14 protein-coding genes are annotated in these 17,759 nt (G+C 72.4%); 11 read left to right on the top strand and 3 right to left on the bottom strand.

The window, feature by feature from the left end:
• Window positions 1-16: 16 nt before the first annotated feature.
• From OHS18_RS01095 to OHS18_RS01105, 3 genes are all read right to left on the bottom strand, one after another.
• A complete protein-coding gene (locus tag OHS18_RS01095) occupies window positions 17-187 on the bottom strand; it encodes a hypothetical protein (protein ID WP_328457034.1) in 171 nt (56 codons plus the stop codon).
• Between the two features lie 198 nt (window positions 188-385).
• Window positions 386-652: a hypothetical protein gene (locus OHS18_RS01100; protein ID WP_328618744.1), complete on the bottom strand. Its 267-nt coding sequence runs from the start codon at window positions 650-652 to the stop codon at window positions 386-388.
• The gene (locus OHS18_RS01105; RefSeq protein ID WP_328615550.1) at window positions 586-1,023 is read right to left on the bottom strand and encodes an FAD-dependent monooxygenase; all 438 of its coding nucleotides are present in this window, start codon (window positions 1,021-1,023) and stop codon (window positions 586-588) included. The genes OHS18_RS01100 and OHS18_RS01105 overlap by 67 nt, the downstream gene beginning before the upstream one ends.
• A 193-nt stretch (window positions 1,024-1,216) precedes the next feature.
• Here OHS18_RS01105 and OHS18_RS01110 point away from each other — a divergent pair, with 193 nt between their 5' ends.
• The 11 genes from OHS18_RS01110 (at window position 1,217) to OHS18_RS01160 (ending at window position 17,731) form a co-directional block, all read left to right on the top strand.
• Window positions 1,217-4,699 (top strand): caspase, EACC1-associated type, encoded by a 3,483-nt coding sequence (locus tag OHS18_RS01110; RefSeq protein WP_328615551.1) that lies wholly within the window; start codon window positions 1,217-1,219, stop codon window positions 4,697-4,699.
• Window positions 4,700-4,708: 9 nt separating this feature from the next.
• Window positions 4,709-5,086 (top strand): effector-associated constant component EACC1, encoded by a 378-nt coding sequence (locus OHS18_RS01115; RefSeq protein ID WP_328457021.1) that lies wholly within the window; start codon window positions 4,709-4,711, stop codon window positions 5,084-5,086.
• A gap of 256 nt (window positions 5,087-5,342) precedes the next feature.
• Window positions 5,343-8,168, top strand: a complete 2,826-nt coding sequence (locus OHS18_RS01120) for a PQQ-dependent sugar dehydrogenase (protein WP_328615552.1) — start codon at window positions 5,343-5,345, stop codon at window positions 8,166-8,168.
• Between the two features lie 100 nt (window positions 8,169-8,268).
• On the top strand, window positions 8,269-9,042 hold the full coding sequence (locus tag OHS18_RS01125; protein ID WP_328615553.1) for a maleylpyruvate isomerase family mycothiol-dependent enzyme: 774 nt from the start codon (window positions 8,269-8,271) through the stop codon (window positions 9,040-9,042).
• Window positions 9,043-9,192: 150 nt separating this feature from the next.
• A complete protein-coding gene (locus OHS18_RS01130) occupies window positions 9,193-10,365 on the top strand; it encodes an ROK family transcriptional regulator (RefSeq protein ID WP_328458962.1) in 1,173 nt (390 codons plus the stop codon).
• Window positions 10,366-10,902: 537 nt separating this feature from the next.
• Window positions 10,903-12,096 (top strand): ROK family transcriptional regulator, encoded by a 1,194-nt coding sequence (locus OHS18_RS01135; RefSeq protein ID WP_328615554.1) that lies wholly within the window; start codon window positions 10,903-10,905, stop codon window positions 12,094-12,096.
• Window positions 12,093-13,595: a sugar ABC transporter ATP-binding protein gene (locus tag OHS18_RS01140; protein ID WP_328457013.1), complete on the top strand. Its 1,503-nt coding sequence runs from the start codon at window positions 12,093-12,095 to the stop codon at window positions 13,593-13,595. Before OHS18_RS01135 ends, OHS18_RS01140 begins: the two co-directional genes overlap by 4 nt.
• Entirely contained in the window at window positions 13,592-14,590 is a 999-nt protein-coding gene (locus OHS18_RS01145; RefSeq protein ID WP_328615555.1) for an ABC transporter permease, read from the top strand. The genes OHS18_RS01140 and OHS18_RS01145 overlap by 4 nt, the downstream gene beginning before the upstream one ends.
• Window positions 14,591-14,614: 24 nt before the next feature.
• Window positions 14,615-15,670, top strand: a complete 1,056-nt coding sequence (locus OHS18_RS01150) for a substrate-binding domain-containing protein (protein WP_328457009.1) — start codon at window positions 14,615-14,617, stop codon at window positions 15,668-15,670.
• Window positions 15,671-15,699: 29 nt separating this feature from the next.
• Window positions 15,700-16,842 carry a Gfo/Idh/MocA family protein gene (locus tag OHS18_RS01155; protein WP_328615556.1) on the top strand — a complete coding sequence of 381 codons (1,143 nt, stop codon included), beginning with the start codon at window positions 15,700-15,702 and terminating at the stop codon, window positions 16,840-16,842.
• Between the two features lie 34 nt (window positions 16,843-16,876).
• Window positions 16,877-17,731, top strand: a complete 855-nt coding sequence (locus tag OHS18_RS01160; RefSeq protein WP_442875328.1) for a TIM barrel protein — start codon at window positions 16,877-16,879, stop codon at window positions 17,729-17,731.
• Window positions 17,732-17,759 lie beyond the last annotated feature (28 nt).

Here is a 17,759-nt window from a genome sequence, read left to right on the forward strand (position 1 = left end):
GTCGCGCTGCCGACCCTCAGCCGGAAAACCGCTCCAGCTCGGCCGCGGAAAAGTAGTTCTGGGTGACGTCGCTGACGCGTACCAGGTACTTGTCGCGCTTGCTGTCGAAGTGGACGACAGTGCCGACGTTGCCCGACATCGTCTTGCCGGTGACCCGGACGGTCTCGCCGATCTCGAACTCAGCCATGATCGTCATGGTAGCCAAGGCGGGCGGCCGCCTCCGATCGCTCGGTCCGGTGATTCCCCGTCGACCGGCCCGGTCTCCGTGGTCGGCGTGCTGACATCCGCCTGACGGGAGCGGACCGCGTCCGACGCCCCGGCGACGCTCACCGGAGCCTGCCCGCGCGCAGGACGTAGGCGTCCAGCGCCAGCGGGCGGACGTCGGTCAGCTCGAAACCCGCACCGGCCGGCAGCGCGCGGTAGTGGTGGTGAGGATGGTGTGGCAGCGCTCGTCGTCCCAGTCGTGCAGGACGCGGGACAGCAGGGCGCCGTTGCCGGCAGCCACGTCGACGACAACACGCGCGGCCGGGAGGTCGACGACGCGGGTGAGCTCGGCGAAGGAGCGGTAGAACGGACCGCCGTACCTCAGGGCAAGCGCCGCCATGGTGCCCTCGACGTCCGAGCGCAGCAGCGTGCCCGTCTCGGTGAGCACGTGGCCCGTGGCGGTCGCGCGGACGACGCCGAGGGTGGCCAGGTAGCGCAGGAGCCGGCCCAGGCTCTCGGAGTCGGTGCCGGTCGCCAGGGCCAGCGCGTCGACCCCGTCCGCGCCCGGGCCTGCGCCCGGTCCCGGCCGCCGCGTTCGAGGACGAGCGTGTCGATCCCGGCGGCGCGCAGCAGGTTGGCGAGCACCAGCCCGGCCGGTCCCGCGCCGACGATGAGCACCGATGTCCGATCGGCCATGAGTTCCCGGCCCGTTCCTTCCCGAAGACGGGCGGCCCGCTCGGGCCGCCCGGGGGCAGACCTAACCAGGCCCGTGCGCGCGCGGCCCGCGTGTCGGACCTCGTGGCGCGATTGATCACCCATACGGGGATCGTCCGTCCGAAGAGGACGGCGGCCCGGGCCGCCGGGACAGCGACGCCGAATCCGACCGGCGAATCCGCTTTTCCCGCGAATTTGTCACACGTGGTCCCCGGCAATTCTTTTTTGTAACGCGCGGTTCCGGATCGCAGATACAGCTGTCCGTGAGCGAACGCCGAACCAGCCGACGCGAGCTGCCGTGACCGAGCTGCGCGCGGCGGGCTCGCGGGCCGTCCTGATCGGGACCGGCTGCGCGACCGGTGGTTCCGGCGCGGCCGGGCTCGACGGCGTCCCGGCGGTGGCGGCGACGGTGACCGACCTCGCCGCCGTCCTGGTCGAGCGGTGCGGGATGGCGGCGGGGAACGTCCGGGTCCTGCTCGACCCGGCGCTGCCGTTCGACGTCGGGGCCGCGCTGGCCGAGGAGACCCGGCACGCGGAGGACGCGCTGGTGGTCTTCTTCTGCGGCCACGGCCTGGTCAGCCTCGACGGCGAGCTGTACCTGGCCACCGCCGCCACCGACACGCGCGCCGGGTACCTGGCCCACACCGCCGTCGCGTACGGCCAGCTGCGCAACGCCGTGCTGGCCAGCCCGGCCCGGGTGAAGATCGTGATCCTGGACTGCTGCTACTCCGGACGCGCGTTCGCGACGCTGGGGGACACGGCCGGCCCCGAAGCGACCGGCCTTTCGCGCATCCACGGCGGTTACGTGCTGACGGCGGCCGGCGCCAACGAGGCGGCGCTGGCGCCGCCGGGGGAGCGGTACACCGCGTTCGGCGGCGCATTGATCCGGCTGCTGACCGAGGGCGATCCCGACGGCCCGCGCGAACTGACGTTGCAGCACGCGCACACCTACCTGCGGGAAATGCTGCCCGCGCGCGGGTTCCCCCGGCCGCGCCGCCTGGCGACCGAATCGGCCGACGGCTTCGTCCTCGCGCTCAACCCCGCGTTCCGGCTCGCCGAAACCGAAACCGACGCCGACGCCGAAGCCCGTCCAGCCGGCCCCGGTGACGAGGACGTCTGCCCGTACCGCGGGCTCGCCGCGTTCGACACCCGTGACACGCCCTGGTTCTTCGGCCGCGCCGACGAGACGCGCACGCTGCTCGACCGGATCGCGAAGGCGCGGCCCGGCGATCCGCCGCTGACGCTGGTCGGGCCCTCGGGCGTGGGCAAGTCGTCGCTCCTGCGTGCCGGGGTGGTCGCCGGTGCCGCCGCGGGTGCCGAGCCCCGGGACCCCGTCGTCTTCACCCCGGGGCCGCGGCCGCTGGCGGCGCTGTACGAAGCCGTGGCCGGCCGCCGCGGGAGCGAACGCCTGCTGCTGGTCGTGGACCAGCTCGAGGAGATCTTCACCGAATGCGCCGACCGGCAGGAACGCGACAGCTTCGTGGAGACCCTCACGGCCGGACCGGGTGGCGACGGGCTGCTGGGCGACGCGGTCGTGGTGCTCGGCCTGCGGGCCGACTTCTACCGGCACTGCCTGGCCTACCCCGGGCTGCGGCACGCGCTCGAGACCGACCAGGTCCTGCTCGGCCCGCTCTCGGGCGCCGAACTCGCCACCGCGGTCCAGGCACCCGCCGCGGCCGCCGGGCTGACCCTGCAGGCCGGGCTGGCGCAGATCGTGCTGCAGGACGTCCGGGACCAGGCCGAGGCGCTCGCGGCGGACAAGGGCACCGAGCTCGACCTGCAGCAGGGTGAGGTGCTGCCCCTGTTGTCGCACGCGTTGCGCGAAACCTGGGCGCGGCGCCAGGGCCGCCTGCTCACCGTGACCGGGTACGCGAACGCCGGCCGCGTCGCCCGCGCCGTGGAGACGTCGGCCGAGCGGGTGCACGACGCCCTCGACGAATCCGGTCGCGCGGTGCTCCGCGCGCTGGCGCTGCGGCTGGCGTCGGTGCAGCAGGGCATGGCCATCACCCGCCGGCTGGTGGCGCGGGACACGCTGGTCGGCGAGGTCGCGCCGGAGCACCGGCCGACGGCCGGACGCGTCCTGGACGCGCTGGTCGCGAGCGGACTGCTGGTGGCGGAGGGGGACGCCGTCGGCCTGGCGCACAGCGCGGTCCTGCGCGCCTGGCCGCGACTGCGGACGTGGCTGGAAGACGGCCGCCAGTCACTGCTGGTGCGCCGGCGGCTGGCCACGGCGGCGCAGCGGTGGCACGACGAGAACCGGCGTCGCGGGCTGCTGTACCGGGGTACCCAGCTGACCGTCGCCGGCGCGCTGGCCGAGCAGGGGGACACGCCGCTGCCCGCGCCGTCGCGGGCGTTCCTCGACGCGAGCACGGCCCGGCGCCGCCGGGTCCGCCGGCGGCGCGCGGTGGCCGTCGCCGCCGTGGCCTTGGCCGGTGCGTCGGCCGTGGTCTACCAGGGCGTGTTCCAGGCGGAGGAGGGGTGCCCGGCCGGGCTGCAGACCTCCAGCAGCGTCTCCTTCGGCGACGAATGTGTCGGCGTGACGGCGGGAACGTACGTGTTCCGGCCGGAACTGGCCGCGGTCGAGGGCCGGATCGCCCACGAGAACGCCCGCGTCGGCACCCCGGCCGTCACCGTGGCCCTGCTGGCGCCGTTCCCGGTGGCGGAGGGCGGCATCTTCACCGTGGACTCGATGCGGCGTCAGCTGGAAGGTGCCCACACGGCCCAGCTCGCGGCGAACCGCGCCGGCGCGAACGTCCGGCTGGTGCTGGCGAACGAGGGGGCGTCGGAAGGCGCGTGGGAACCGGTGATCGGCCGGCTGGGCGCCATGACCGCCGACCCGGCACCCCTGGTGGGGGTGATCGGCATGGGTGTCAGTTCGGCGGAGACCCTCGACGGTGCCCGCGTCCTCAGCGACCGCGGCCTGCCCGTCGTGGCCGGGCTCGTCACCGCCGACAACTTCGACCAGCCCGCCGTCCCGGGCCTGCTCCGGGTCCGGCCGAGCAACCGGCAGCTGGCCGCGGCGATGGCCCGGTACGTCCAGGCCCAGGGGACCCGGCGCCCGGCGATGCTCGTCGGCGACACCGGGCCCGGCGCCCTCTACGCCCAGTCGCTGACGGCCGACATCCGGGCGGCGGTCCGCCCGCACGTGGCGTCGATGGACGTCTTCGGCTACCTGGGTTCCCGCAACAAGGTGCCCGCCACCTTCGGCGTCGTCGTCAACGGGATCTGCGTCGCCCGGCCCGCCTCCGCGTTCTTCGCCGGGCAGCAGGAGGACCTCACCCGGTTCCTCGACACGCTCGCCGCGCGCAACTGCGGCCCGATCGAAGTGCTCGCCCCGGAACCCGGCGACGGCCTCCTCGACCCGGCGCGGCGGACCCGGCTCGCGGCCGCGCGGATCACGGTCACCGCGTTCGTCCCGGCGGGCTGGTCGGCGCTCGGGCCGCGGCCCGGGAACCCGGCCCGCTACCAGCGCTACCTGGACGACTTCGGCCGCGCCGGGTTCGACCAGGCCGGCGCCGCGACCGGGGAGGCCGTCTCCCAGCACGACGCGATGGCCACGCTGACCACCGCGATCGCCGCGGCCCGGTCGAGCGGGCAGGCCGTGGACGCGCGGGCGGTCACGGCCCAGCTGGCGAACCTCCACGGCCCGCTGTCGGTCCCCGGGGCCGAGGAAGACCTCGGCTTCACCGAACAGGGCACCCCGGCGCACCGGACGATCGCGATCGTCCGCTACGCCGACGGGAAGCCGCCGCAGACCATCGGCGTCGACCACACCGAATAGGAGTCCACTGTGGACCTGACCCTCCGGATCACCGCCGGCGACCCCGTCGGGGAACTGAGCTCCCTGAACGACTGGCTGGCGGCCGACGACCGGTTCGCCGTCCGCGTGCTCCGGGGGACCGGGGCGCCGGGCACCCTGGCCGCGGGCCTGCCCGAGGCCCTCGCGGTCGCCCTCGCGCCCGGCGGCGTCGCCACCGCGATCGCGACGGTGCTCGTCACCTGGATCCGGCACCGGACGGGCGCGGTGAAGATCACCGGCACCCGCCCGGACGGCACCACGTTCGCGCTCGAGGCCACCCACGTGAAAGACCTCGACGCGGCCGGGGTCCGGGAGCTGACCGAGAAGATCGTGAGGGCGCCCGCGTTGCCGGACGTCCGGTCCGAGTAGCGGCCACCGGCGAGGCGGCGGCAGAAGTACGGAGTGCGCAAGGCGCCCGGACGGCTCGAAGCCGTGAGACGCATCCGTCGTGCAGGCGGGGGCATCGGTTCTGCGAGCCGGAGACACGAGGGTGTTGGTCTCTGACGGCCTGTCCGCCGAGTCCGGTACTTCGGGCAATTGGTCACGAAACGGTTAATTTCCCCAAGCCGACTGCAACCGGAATCCCCGTTCGGGCGATACACGACCGCCTGGGAAGGGGACCGGTATGGCTTTGGGAAAACTTCGCGCACTCCGTCACGCTTTGGTGGCGGCGGTGCTGACCGGGGCGTTACTGCCCGTCGTATCGACCGGGGTGGCGGCGGGGGCGCTCCCGTCGGGCTTCGTGCTGCAGGACACCGACACCGGATTGGGTCAGTACCAGCTGACCGACTTCACCTATCTGCCCGACGGTTCCGTCCTCGCCACCGCCAAGGACGGCCGGGTCCGGTGGCTGCCGGTGAGCGGGACCGGCAGGACGATCGCGACGCTGCCGACGCGGTCGGTCAGCGACCTCGGGCTGGTCGGCGTCGCCGTCGCGCCCGACTACGCGACGTCGCACAACGTCTACCTGACGCGGTCGGTCAACGTCACCGGCGGCTTCGTCATGCGGCTGTCGCGGTTCACGGTCGGCCTCGACGCGGCGGGCGCGCCCGCCGCGCTGGGCGGTGAGCAGGCGCTGTTCGAGGTGCCGGGCATCTACGACGTCCACGGCATCAACGGCGTCATCGCCGCCGCGGACGGCACGCTGTGGATGTCCATCGGCGACAACGCCGACTTCGCGAAGGTGGACCCGGGCGCGCTGCGGGCCCAGGACGTCAACCAGCCCTACGGCAAGATCCTCCACTTCACCCCCGACGGCAAGGGCGTGCCGGGGAACCCGTACTACGACGCGGCCAATCCCACCTCGACGGCGAGCAAGGTGTTCGCGCGCGGGTTCCGCAACCCGTTCCGGTTCAGCATCGACCCGAACCTCGGCCTGCCCGTCGCCGGGGACGTCGGCTGGAACAGCTGGGAAGAGGTCGACGTCGTCCAGCGCGGCGCCAACCAGGGCTGGCCGTGCTGGGAGGGCACCCACCCGACGCCGGGCTACAGCGCCCTCGCGGGCTGCGCCGGCGTGGCGAACCAGGCGCCGATCTTCGAGTACCAGCACGGGAACGGCGCGATGCAGGGCAACAGCGTCACCGGCGGGATCGTCTACAACGGATCGAGTTACCCGGCCGCCTACCGCGGATCGTTGTTCTTCGGCGACTACGTGACGCACAAGATCTGGACGATGCGGTACGACGACCAGGGCAGGCTCACGCAGGCGCCGCAGAACCCGCCGGCCTTCACCGACATCGGCGGCCCGACGAAGTTCGCGGCCGCGGCCAACGGCGACGTCGTCTACGCCGACATCCTGACCGGGAAGCTGCGCCGGCTGAGCTATACCGCCGGAAACACCGCGCCGGTGGCGAGCGCGTCGTCGACCACGGACCCGGACACCCGCACGGTCTCCTTCGACGGTTCGGCGTCCGTCGACTACGACGGCGATCTGCTGAAGTACGACTGGGACTTCGGGGACGGGACGACCGCCGCCGACGCCGGCCCGAAGGTGACCCACGCCTACGCGGCGGGCACCGAGTCGTTCACCGCGAAGCTGACCGTGCGGGACCCGCTGGGGGCGAGCGGCACGACCACCGTCGTGGTGGCGCCGGGCAACCACACCCCGCAGCTCACCCTGACCACGCCCGGCGACACCGCGACGTTCGCGGTGAACCAGCAGGTCGGCCTGAGCGGTACCGCGACGGACGCCGAAGACGGCGCCTTGCCGATCACGTGGACCTCCGCGGTGCGGCACTGCCCGAGCGAGGCGACGTGCCACTCGCACCCGGGCGCCGGCGGCACCGGGGCGAGTTTCGCCCTGCCGTTCACCGAGCACCCGGACTCCCGGCAGGAGTTCACCGCGACGGTGACCGACAGCGCCGGGGTGGCCGCGTCGAAGACCTACGTGGCGTGGCCGCGTGAGCACCGGATCACCTTGGTCAGCACGCAGCCGGCGGCGCTGAGCATCCCGGTCGAGGGCGGCGTCGGCACGGCCATGGTCGCGGAGGGCGCCACGTTCGACGTCGAGGCCGCGCCGCTGGGCATCGACGGCGTCTCGAAGTTCACCGGCTGGCAGGGCGGGCCCACGGACACCACGTGGATCGTCACCGTCGGCGCCGGCGACATGACGCTGACGGCGAACTACGCGACCCCGATCGACCAGCGTTACGACGCCGACCCGGCGGTGCGGACGAAGCTCGGCGCGCCGACGGGCACCGAGGTCACCGACGGCACGGTCCACTACCGGACCTACGCGAACGGCCGGTTGTACTGGAGTGCCGTGGGCGGCACGAAGTTCCTCACCGGTCCGGTGCTGGACAAGTACCTCGCCTTCGGCGGCCACAGCGTCCTCGGCCCGCCGACGAGCGACACCGCGTCCACGCCGGACGGGGTCGCGCAGTTCAACCACTTCACCAACAACGGGAACGTGGGATCGATCTACTACACCGCCGCGACGGGCGCGCACGCGATCTACGGCGAGATCCGCAAGAGGTGGGCGGCCCTCGACTACGAACGTGGCCTGGGCTACCCGACGACCGACGAAGCCGGTACGCCGGACGGCGTCGCCCGGTACAACCACTTCGTCAAGGGCACCAACGTCGGGTCGATCTACTACACGAGCGCGTACGGCGCGCACGCGATCTTCGGTGAGATCCGCAAGAAGTGGGCCGCGCTCGACTACGAACGCGGTCTCGGCTACCCGACGACCGACGAGACCGGCACCCCGGACGGACTCGGCCGGTTCAACCACTTCAGCCTCGGCCACTCGATCTACTACACGGTGGCGACGGGCGCGCACGCGGTGAAGGGCGAGATCCGCAAGCGCTGGGCGGCGCTCGGGTGGGAGAACTCCTACCTGCACTACCCGAGGACCGACGAGTACGTGGTGAACGGGGTGTACCGCAGCGACTTCCAGGGCGGCTACATCACGTTCACCCTCGCCGGCGGGGCGGTCGACCGCCCCTGGTGACCGCACCACGACGGTACCTGCGGGGCCGGGCCCGGCCCGGCTCCGCGGGTGGCCCCCGCCCGGGCGGAACACACGCGTCCGTCCGGGAGTTGAGCGTGGCATGAGTCAATTCGTGGACCGCACGATCACCGCCCTCCGCTCCGAGCACGACGTGCTCGCCGGCCTCGTCGCCACCCTCACCGACGAGCAGCTGGCCACCACCAGCGGCGCCGCGGACTGGACCGTCGCCCAGGCCCTGTCCCACCTCGGCAGCGGTGCGGAGATCGGCCGCGCGCCCATCGCCCGGGCCGCCGGCGAGACCGTGGCGGCCGAAGACAACCCGACGATCTGGGCCCGCTGGGACGGGTCCGCGCCGCGCGCGCAGGCCGAGGGTTTCCTGGAGCACAACGCCCGCTGGCTCGAGACGGTCGAGGCGCTCACGCCCGAGCAGCGCTCGTCGCTGACCGTCGACCTCGGTTTCCTGCCGGAGCCGGTCCCCCTGCTCACCGCTCTGGGCATGCGGCTCAACGAGGTGGCCAACCACTCGTGGGACGTCCGGGTGGCCTTCGACCCGGAAGCGGGCGTGGACGCCGGGTCGGCCGCGGTGCTGGTCGAGCTCCTGGCCGGGCCGGTGGGCTTCATGCTGAGCTTCCTCGCGAAGCCGGCCGAGCTCGCGGACCCGGTGTCGCTCGCGGTCCCCGGCGGCGGCCTGGTGATCGACGACGCCGTCACGGTGGTGGACCACCTCGAGTCGCCGTCCGCGACGTTCGACGGGCCGGCGGAAGCGTTCGTCCGGCTGATCAGCGGCCGGCTCAAGGCACCCTACGACAAGGGCGTCACCGTCGAAGGCAGCATCACGCTCGACGACCTGCGCCGCGTGTTCCCCGGCTTCTGACAGGAGCCGCGGGCCCGGAAGCGGCCGGGTAGTCCGTCCACACGGGACGGGCCGGGTTTCGCGCGACGGCGTTCCCGGGCCCGCGGCAGCCGACGCAGTAGGCTGGAACGAATGAGCGGGGAACCCACGGCATCGGCTCCGGAGCACTCGATGGTCGAAACCCGGCACCAGACCCGGGTGCTCACGCTGCTCCGGGACGAAGGCCCGATGTCGCGGGTCGAGCTGGGGGAGCGGCTGGAACTGCCGCGCGCCCGGGTGGGCGCCGAGGTGGCGCGGCTCGGCGAGGTCGGGCTCGTGGAGACCGCGGGACCCTCGGCCAGCCGCGGCGGGCGGCGGTCGACGCTGGTGCGGCTGGCGGGTGACCTGCGGGTGCTCGCGGTGGACGTCGGCGCGACGTCGGTCGGCGTGGCGGTGACCGACGCTTCGTGCGAGGTGCTCGCGCACACCGTCGAGGACGGTGACGTCCGGCAGGGGCCGCATCCGGTCCTGCGCCGGGTCGCCGAACTCGCGGCGAAGGTCCGCGACGAGGCGCCCGGCCGGCTGATCGCGGCCGGCGTCGGGCTGCCGGGGCCGGTCAGCTTCGCCGAGGGGATGGCGGTCGCCCCGCCGATCATGCCCGGCTGGGACCGGTTCAACGTCCGGGACCACCTCGGCGGCCTCTGGGGCTGCCCGGTGGCGGTGGACAACGACGTCAACGCGATGGCGCTCGGGGAGCGGCACGCCGGGGTCGCCCGCTCGACCGACGACCTGATGTTCGTCAAGATCGGCACCGGGATCGGCTGCGGGATCGTGCTCGGCGGCAAGGTGTACCGCGGGGTCGCCGGCACGGCCGGGGACATCGGGCACATCCGGCTCGACGACTTCGGCCCGACCTGCGCCTGCGGCGAGGTCGGCTGCCTGGAGGCCTACTTCGGCGGGGCCGCGCTGGCGCGGGACGGGCTCGCGCTGGCCCGCAGCGGACGCTCGGCCCACCTCGCCGAGGCGGCCGCCGAACGCGGCGCCGTCACCGCCCGCGACGTCGGCCGTGCCGCCGCGGCGGGCGACTTCGGCGCGGTCAACCTGATCCGCGACGGCGGCCGGCGGCTCGGCCTCGTCGTCGCCTCGCTGGTCAGCTTCATCAACCCGGGCATGGTGGTGATCGGTGGCGGGGTGGCGCAGCTCGGGCACCAGCTGCTCGCCGAGGTCCGCAGCGCGGTGTACCGCCGCTCACTGCCGCTGGCGACCGGCAACCTCCCGATCGTGCTGTCGGAGCTCGGCGACACGGCGGGCGTGACGGGCGCCGCCTGGTCCGCGACCGACCGCGCCTTCACCCTCAGCAGCTGACACGAGCGGTCTGCCGCGGCCCTCGTGAGTGGTTAGGGCGGTTCTAACCGCCCTAACCACTCACGACAAGTCGCGGCAGGAGTCGGCCGGGACCTCCCGCTGAGTGCCTGAGGATGCCTGTCGGAACCGGCGCCGGCGCCGGTTCCGAACCCGGGCGCAAAGCTTCGCCAAAGCCGTGAGGGGCACCTTCAGGGACCCAGAGTCCCTGAAGGTGCCCCTCCACGGCTTTCCGGCAACGGGAGCCGTCGGTGCCAGCCGGGTAGCTCGTGCCGTGCCCCTGGCAGACCGACGCACTCGCGCCCACGTCGGCCGGCCCGGGCACGCTCGGCGCCCGTCCGTGTCCCATCGGTAGCGCTCGAACTCTGCAGGCTTTTGCACCTTGGATACGAAAGTATGTACGGTTTGGCGCGTCTATCCGGGTGAAAACCGGACGTACTGCTCCATCGTCACCTTGACGGGTGATGGCCGTCACCCTACTTTCGCTCTCTGGGTAACAAAGTGTGTTCAAGGCGCAACACCTGTGGGGGCATCGTGGCCGTGACCGGTACCAGGCGAGCCGACCCGGCGAGCCCGCGTACGGCGAACCTGGCCGCGGTCCTGCGGGCGTTGCGCACCGGTCCGCTGTCCCGCTCGCAGCTGGCCACCCGCTGCGGGGTCGCGAAGTCGGCGGTGCCCGGCTTGCTCGCCGAACTCGCCGAGCGGGGCCTGGTCCGGTCCGCCGGGGTCCTGCCCGGCAACGGCCGGCCGAGCCGGCTGGTCGAACTGGACGGCGAAGGCGCGTGCGCGCTGGCCCTGGGCATCGAAGCCGACCGGCTGTCGGCGGTGGTGACCGACCTGTCCGGCCGGGTTCTGGCCGAGCGGTCCGAAACCGTCGACGTCGCCGCGGCCGGGCTCCAGCGCGGTATGGACGAACTCGCCCACCTCTCGCACCGGGTGCTGTCCGGCCCGCCGGCCGGCGTGGCGATCTCGGTACCCGGGCTGGTCGACTCGGCCGCCGCGGTGCTGCGGTTCGCCCCGGCCCTGCGCTGGCGCGACGCGGAGATCGCCGGCCTGATGGCCGCCCGGCTTGGCCTGCCCGCCGAGGCGATCGCCGTGGACAACGAGGCCAACCTCGGCGCGCTCGCCGAGTCGCTCGCCGGGGTGCGCGAGCTGTTCTACCTCAGCGGCGGGACGGCGGTCGGCGGGGGACTGGTCGCGGGCGGCGCGATCCTGCGCGGCGCGCGCGGTTTCGCGGGCGAGGTCGGGCACATCGCCGTCGACCCGCACGGCGAGCGGTGTTCCTGCGGCCGGACGGGCTGCCTGGAGACCAAGGCGAACCTGGCCGCGGTCCTGCGCGCGGCGGCGGCGCCCGGCGATCCGCTGCACGATCCCGCTCTCGGCGTCGAAGGCCGGGTCGCGCTGTTGAAGCACCGCGTGCGCCGCGGCGACCAGCGCGCGGTCACGGCGGTGCACGAACTCGGCGTCGCGCTCGGCGTCGCACTGTCCACTGTGGTCGATGTGCTCGACCCGGACGTCGTCGTGCTCGGCGGCTACTTCGGGGAGCTGGGGGAGTGGCTGGTGGAACCGGTCCGCGTCGAGCTCGCCGCGCACACCCAGCCGGGCCTGCACGCCCGGGTCGTGCCGTCCGCGCTCGGCCTCGGTGCCCCGCTGCGCGGTGCCGCCCACCTGGCGGCCGACCGGATCTTCGCCGACCCCACCCTCGTCGCCGGCCCCGAGGAGGCCTCGGTATGAGCCTGCTTTCCGTGCGTGGCATCGTGAAGTCCTTCCCGGGCGTGCGCGCGCTCGACGGCGTCGACCTCGACGTCGAACCCGGCGAGGTGCACTGCCTGCTCGGGCAGAACGGCGCCGGCAAGTCGACGCTGATCAAGGTCCTCTCCGGCGCGCACCGGCCGGACGCGGGCGAGATCACCTGGCAGGGACACCGCGTCGAACTCGGTTCGCCGGTCGACGCGCTGCGCCTGGGCATCGCCACCATGTACCAGGAGCTCGACCTCGTGCCCGGGCTTTCGGTGGCGGACAACATCTTCCTCGGCCACGAGCGCGCCCGGCTCGGGTTCACCCGGATCTCGCAGGCCCGGGACGAGGCCGCCCGGCTGATGGCCCGGCTGGGCCACGCGAACATCCGGCCGTGGCACGAGGTCGGCAAGCTGTCCGCCGCGGGCCAGCAGCTGGTGTCGATGGCCCGCGCGCTGGCCCACGACGCCCGGCTGCTCGTGATGGACGAACCCACCGCCGCGCTGGCCGGCGAAGAGGTCGACAACCTCTTCCGGATCGTCGGCGAGCTGACCGCCGACGGCGTCGCCGTCGTCTACATCTCCCACCGGCTCGAGGAACTGCGCCGGATCGGGCACCGGGTGACCGTGCTCAAGGACGGCCGGACCGTCGGCACCGGGCTGCCCGCCCAGACCACGCCGACCGCCGACCTGGTCGCGCTGATGGCCGGGCGCAAGGTGGAGACGGTGTTCGGGCCGCGTCACGACGGGCACGCGGACCGCACCACGCCGCTGCTCGAAGTCGGCGGCCTGTCCCGGGCCGGGGAGTTCGACGACGTCAGCTTCACCGTCCACGCCGGGGAGGTCGTCGGCATCGCCGGCCTGGTCGGCTCGGGCCGCAGCGAACTGCTGGAGACGATCTTCGGCGCGCGCAAAGCCGACAGCGGAACCGTGACCGTCCAAGGGAAAGCGCTGACCTCCGGCAACGTCCGGGCCGCCGTCAAGGCGGGGATCGGGCTGGCCCCGGAGGAGCGCAAGAGCCAGGGCCTCCTGCTGGACCTTTCGGTGGCGCACAACGTGACCCTGGCGAGCCTTGGCCGCTACTCGAAGCTCGGGTTCACCGAACGCGCGAAGGAACTGGACGACTCCGGCGCGAGCCTGCGGCGCCTCGACCTGCGGCCCGCCGACCCGCGCCGGATCGTCCGCACGCTCTCGGGCGGCAACCAGCAGAAGGCGGTGCTGGCGCGGTGGCTGGTCCGCGGGTGCCGGGTGCTGCTGCTCGACGAGCCGACCCGCGGCGTCGACGTCGGCGCCCGCGCCGAGCTGTACCGGCTGATCGACGAGCTGGCCGCGAGCGGCGTGGCGATCGTGCTGGTGTCCAGCGAGATCCCCGAAGTGCTCGGGCTGTCCGACCGGGTGCTGGTGCTGCGCGAGGGCCGCGTCCTCGCCGACCGGCCCTCCGCCGGGCTCACCGAGGCCGGGGTGCTCGACGTGATTCTCGAGGGGAGCGCGGCATGACCGACACCGAAACGGCACCACCGAAAGCGCTGTCCGCGCCGGGGAGGCGGTTCTCCTTCCGGGCCGACCCGCGGCTGCTGGGCCTGGCCGGCGTGCTCGTCGTGCTGTGCCTGGTCGGCCAGCTCACCCGGCCCGAGCTGTTCTTCACCGAAAGCAACATCTCCACGATCCTGCGGCTGGCCGCGGCGATCGGCGTGGTCAGCGTCGGGATGACGTTCGTGATCATCAGCGGCGGCATCGACCTGTCCGTCGGCTCGATCGTCGCGCTCTCGAGCGTCTGGCTGACGACGCTGGCCACCCAGTCCTACGGCCCGTGGGTGATGGTCCTCTGTGGACTCGCGGTCGGCCTCGGCTGCGGGCTGGTCAACGGCGTGCTCGTCTCCTACGGCAAGGTCGTGCCGTTCATCGCGACGCTGGCGATGTACGTCTCGGCCCGCGGGCTCGCCGAGCGGCTCAGCGGCCGCCGCACGCAGGTCGTCGCCGACCAGGACTTCCTCACCTTCTTCCGCGGCGCGCTGCTCGGCATCCCGGTGCTGATCTGGCTGTTCGCGCTGGTGTTCGCGATCGGCTGGGTCGTGCTCAACCGCACCACCTTCGGCCGCCGGACGTTCGCGGTCGGCGGCAACATCGAGGCGTCGCGGCTGGCCGGGATCAACGTCAAGCGGCACCTCGCGCTCGTCTACGGCGTCGCCGGGCTGTGCTGCGGGATCGCCGCGCTCATGGTCGTCGCGCGGACGACGGCGGGCGCGTCCACCAACGGCATGTTCTACGAGCTCGACGCGATCGCGGCGGTGGTCATCGGCGGCACGCTGCTCACCGGCGGCCGCGGTTCGCTGATCGGCACCCTGATCGGCGTGCTGATCTTCACGGTGCTGTCCAACCTCTTCACGCTCAACAACCTGGACACCGACATCCAGAACATCGCCAAGGGCGTGATCATCGTGCTCGCCGTGCTCTTGCAGTTCCGGGCCAGGAAAGCCAGGACCGGGTCGTAGTAATCACCACCTCTGGAGGTCGTCATGACCGAACAACCCTTCCTCGCCCGCCGGGGATTCCTCCTCGGCGGCGCCGCCCTCGGCGCCGGCGCGGTGCTGGCCGGCTGCACGTCGAACACGCCCGCGAACTCGGAGTCGAACGCGCCGGTCGCCAACGCGGGCAGCAACGCCGAGCCGGGAAAGCCGGTCACCATCGGCTTCTCCGCGCCCGCCGCCGACCACGGCTGGATCGCGGCGATCACCAAGAACGCCAAGGCCCAGGCGCAGAAGTTCAGCGAGGTGAAGTTCAGCGCCACCGAGGGCACCAACGACGTCAACCAGCAGATCTCCCAGGTCGAGACGCTGATCAACGCCAAGGTGAACGTCCTGGTGATCCTGCCCTTCGACGGCAAGGCACTCACCTCGGTCGGGCAGCAGGCGATGGACGCCGGGATCCCGGTGATCAACCTGGACCGCGTTTTCGACACGCCGCTCGCGTACCGCACGTGGATCGGCGGCGACAACTACCGGATGGGCGTCAACGCCGGTGACTACATAGCGAAGCAGCTGAAGGCGAAGAACGTCGCCAACCCGGTCATCGGCGAGGTCGCCGGGATCGACTCGCTGCCGCTGACCCAGGAACGCAGCAAGGGTTTCGCGGACGCCCTCGCGCGCGCCGGGTACAAGGTCGGCCCGCGGGTTTCGGCGCAGTTCACGTCGGAGTCGGGTGAGCAGCAGACCGCGAACCTGCTCCAGAGCGCGCCCAAGCTGGACGCCCTGTGGAACCACGACGACGACCAGGGCATCGGTGTCAACGCCGCGATCGACACCGCGGGTCGCAAGGAGTTCATCATGGTCGGCGGGGCCGGCTCGAAGAACATGATGAACCTGATCAAGGCCGACGCGTCGCCGATCAAGGCGACCGTGCTCTACAGCCCGTCGATGGCCTCGACCGCGATCGCGCTGGCGCGGCTGCTCGGGCAGAACAAGGGGGTCGGCGACCTCGCCGAGCACGACATCCCCGCCGAGATCACGACGTACTCCGCCGTCGTCACCAAGGAGAACGTCGACCAGTACCTCGACGTCGGCTTCGACTCCTGACCTGGCTTCACCAAACCGAAGGAGGGGCATTGAGCCCGGCACGGGAAACGATCGGGATCGGCATGGTGGGCCACGCGTTCATGGGTGCGGTGCATTCGCACGCCTGGCGCAGCGTGCACCGGTTCTTCGACCCACCGCTGGTGCCGAGGCTCGCGGTGCTCGCGGGCCGGGACGAGACCCGGGCCAAGGCGGCGGCGGAGCGGTTCGGCTGGGCCGCCGTCGAGACGGACTGGCGGAAGCTCATCGCGCGCGACGACGTCGACCTGGTCGACATCTGCACGCCGGGCGACAGCCACGCGGAGATCGCGATCGCCGCGCTGGAAGCCGGGAAGCACGTGCTGTGCGAGAAGCCCCTGGCCAACTCGGTCGCGGAGGCCGAAGCGATGGCCGACGCTGCGCGACGGGCCCGTGAACGCGGGGTACGGGCCATGGTCGCGTTCAACTACCGCCGGGTGCCCGCCCTCGCGCACGCCAGGAACCTGGTGGCGGGCGGGGCACTCGGCGAGATCCGGCACGTGCGCTCGGTCTACCTGCAGGACTGGCTGTCGGACCCGCAGGCGCCGATGACCTGGCGGCTGCGACGCGAATCCGCCGGTTCGGGCGCACTCGGTGACCTCGGCGCGCACATCGTCGACGCCGCGCAGTTCGTCACCGGTCAGCGGATCACCGGCGTTTCCGCACTGACGAACACCTTCGTGAAGGAGCGGCCGGCCGAGAACGGCGGGACGGACGCGGTGACGGTCGACGACACCGCGTTGTTCCTGGCGCGGCTGACCGGGGGAGCGGTGGCGAGCTTCGAGGCGACCCGGTTCGCGCTGGGCCGCAAGAACGCGATGCGGCTGGAAGTCAACGGGTCGAAGGCCAGCCTGGCGTTCGACTTCGAGTCGATGAACGAACTGCAGTGGTACGAGGGCACCGGCACCGAAGCAGGGTTCCGGCGCATCCTCGTCACCGAACCGGAGCACCCGTACGTCGGCGTGTGGTGGCCGCCGGGGCACCTGCTCGGCTACGAGCACACGTTCACCCACGAGGTCGCCGACCTGCTCGACGCCCTCGGCGCGGGCACCGATCCCGAGCCGGGCTTCGACGCCGGCCTGCGCGTCCAGCGCGTGCTGCACGCGGTCGAGGAAAGCGCTTCCACGCAGTCCGCGTGGACCGCGATCGAGGACTAGTTCCCGTTTCAGTGACAAGAAATGAGGGAGTTCCATGTGCGGTCATGAAGCTGAGCAGCACTCCCGACGGACATTCCTGAACGTGGCGACGGCGGCCCTCACGGTGGGGGCGGCGGCCATCGTGTTGCCCGGCACCGCGGACGCCGCCCAAGGCAGGCAGCGCGTTCCGCTCGACAAGATCAGCATCCAGCTCTACTCCCTGCGTTCCCTGCTGCAGAACGACCCCGAAGGCACCCTGTCCGCCCTGGCCGACATCGGCTACCGGAAGGTCGAGCTGGCCGGGACGTACGGGCGCAGCGCCACCGAGTTCCGGGCCATCCTCGACAAGTGCCACCTCAAGGCGTCCTCGACGCACGTCGGCATCGACGGCGACCTGAACCAGACCATCGCCGACGCGAAGATCCTCGGAAACTCCTCCGCCGTCGTGCCGTTCGCGCAGTTCGCCACGATCGCCGAGTGGGAGGCCTTCGCGGGCCGGATGAACACCGCGGCGGTGGCGTTCAAGAAGGCCAAGCTCAAGCTCGGCTACCACAACCACGACCACGAGTTCCACCCGATCGACGGCGTGCTGCCCTACGACGTGCTCACCGCGAAGACGAACAAGCGAGACGTGCATCTGGAGATCGACCTCTTCTGGGCCGTGAACGGCGGCGCGGACCCGGTCGAGCTGTTCCGGCGCAACTATCCGCGCGTGACGCAGTACCACGTCAAGGACCGGACCGCGGACGGGCAGATGACCGATCCCGGCACCGGCGTGATCGATTTCCCGCGCATCTTCGCCGCCTCCTGCCACAACATCAGCGAGTACATCGTCGAGCACGACCAGCCGGCGGATCCGCTCAACACCGCCAAGGTCGGCTTCGAATACCTCCGCACCGTACGGTTCTGAGACCCCGGGGGAATCCACATGCGAGTGT

This window comes from Amycolatopsis sp. NBC_00355 (assembly GCF_036104975.1).
Lineage (GTDB): Bacteria > Actinomycetota > Actinomycetes > Mycobacteriales > Pseudonocardiaceae > Amycolatopsis.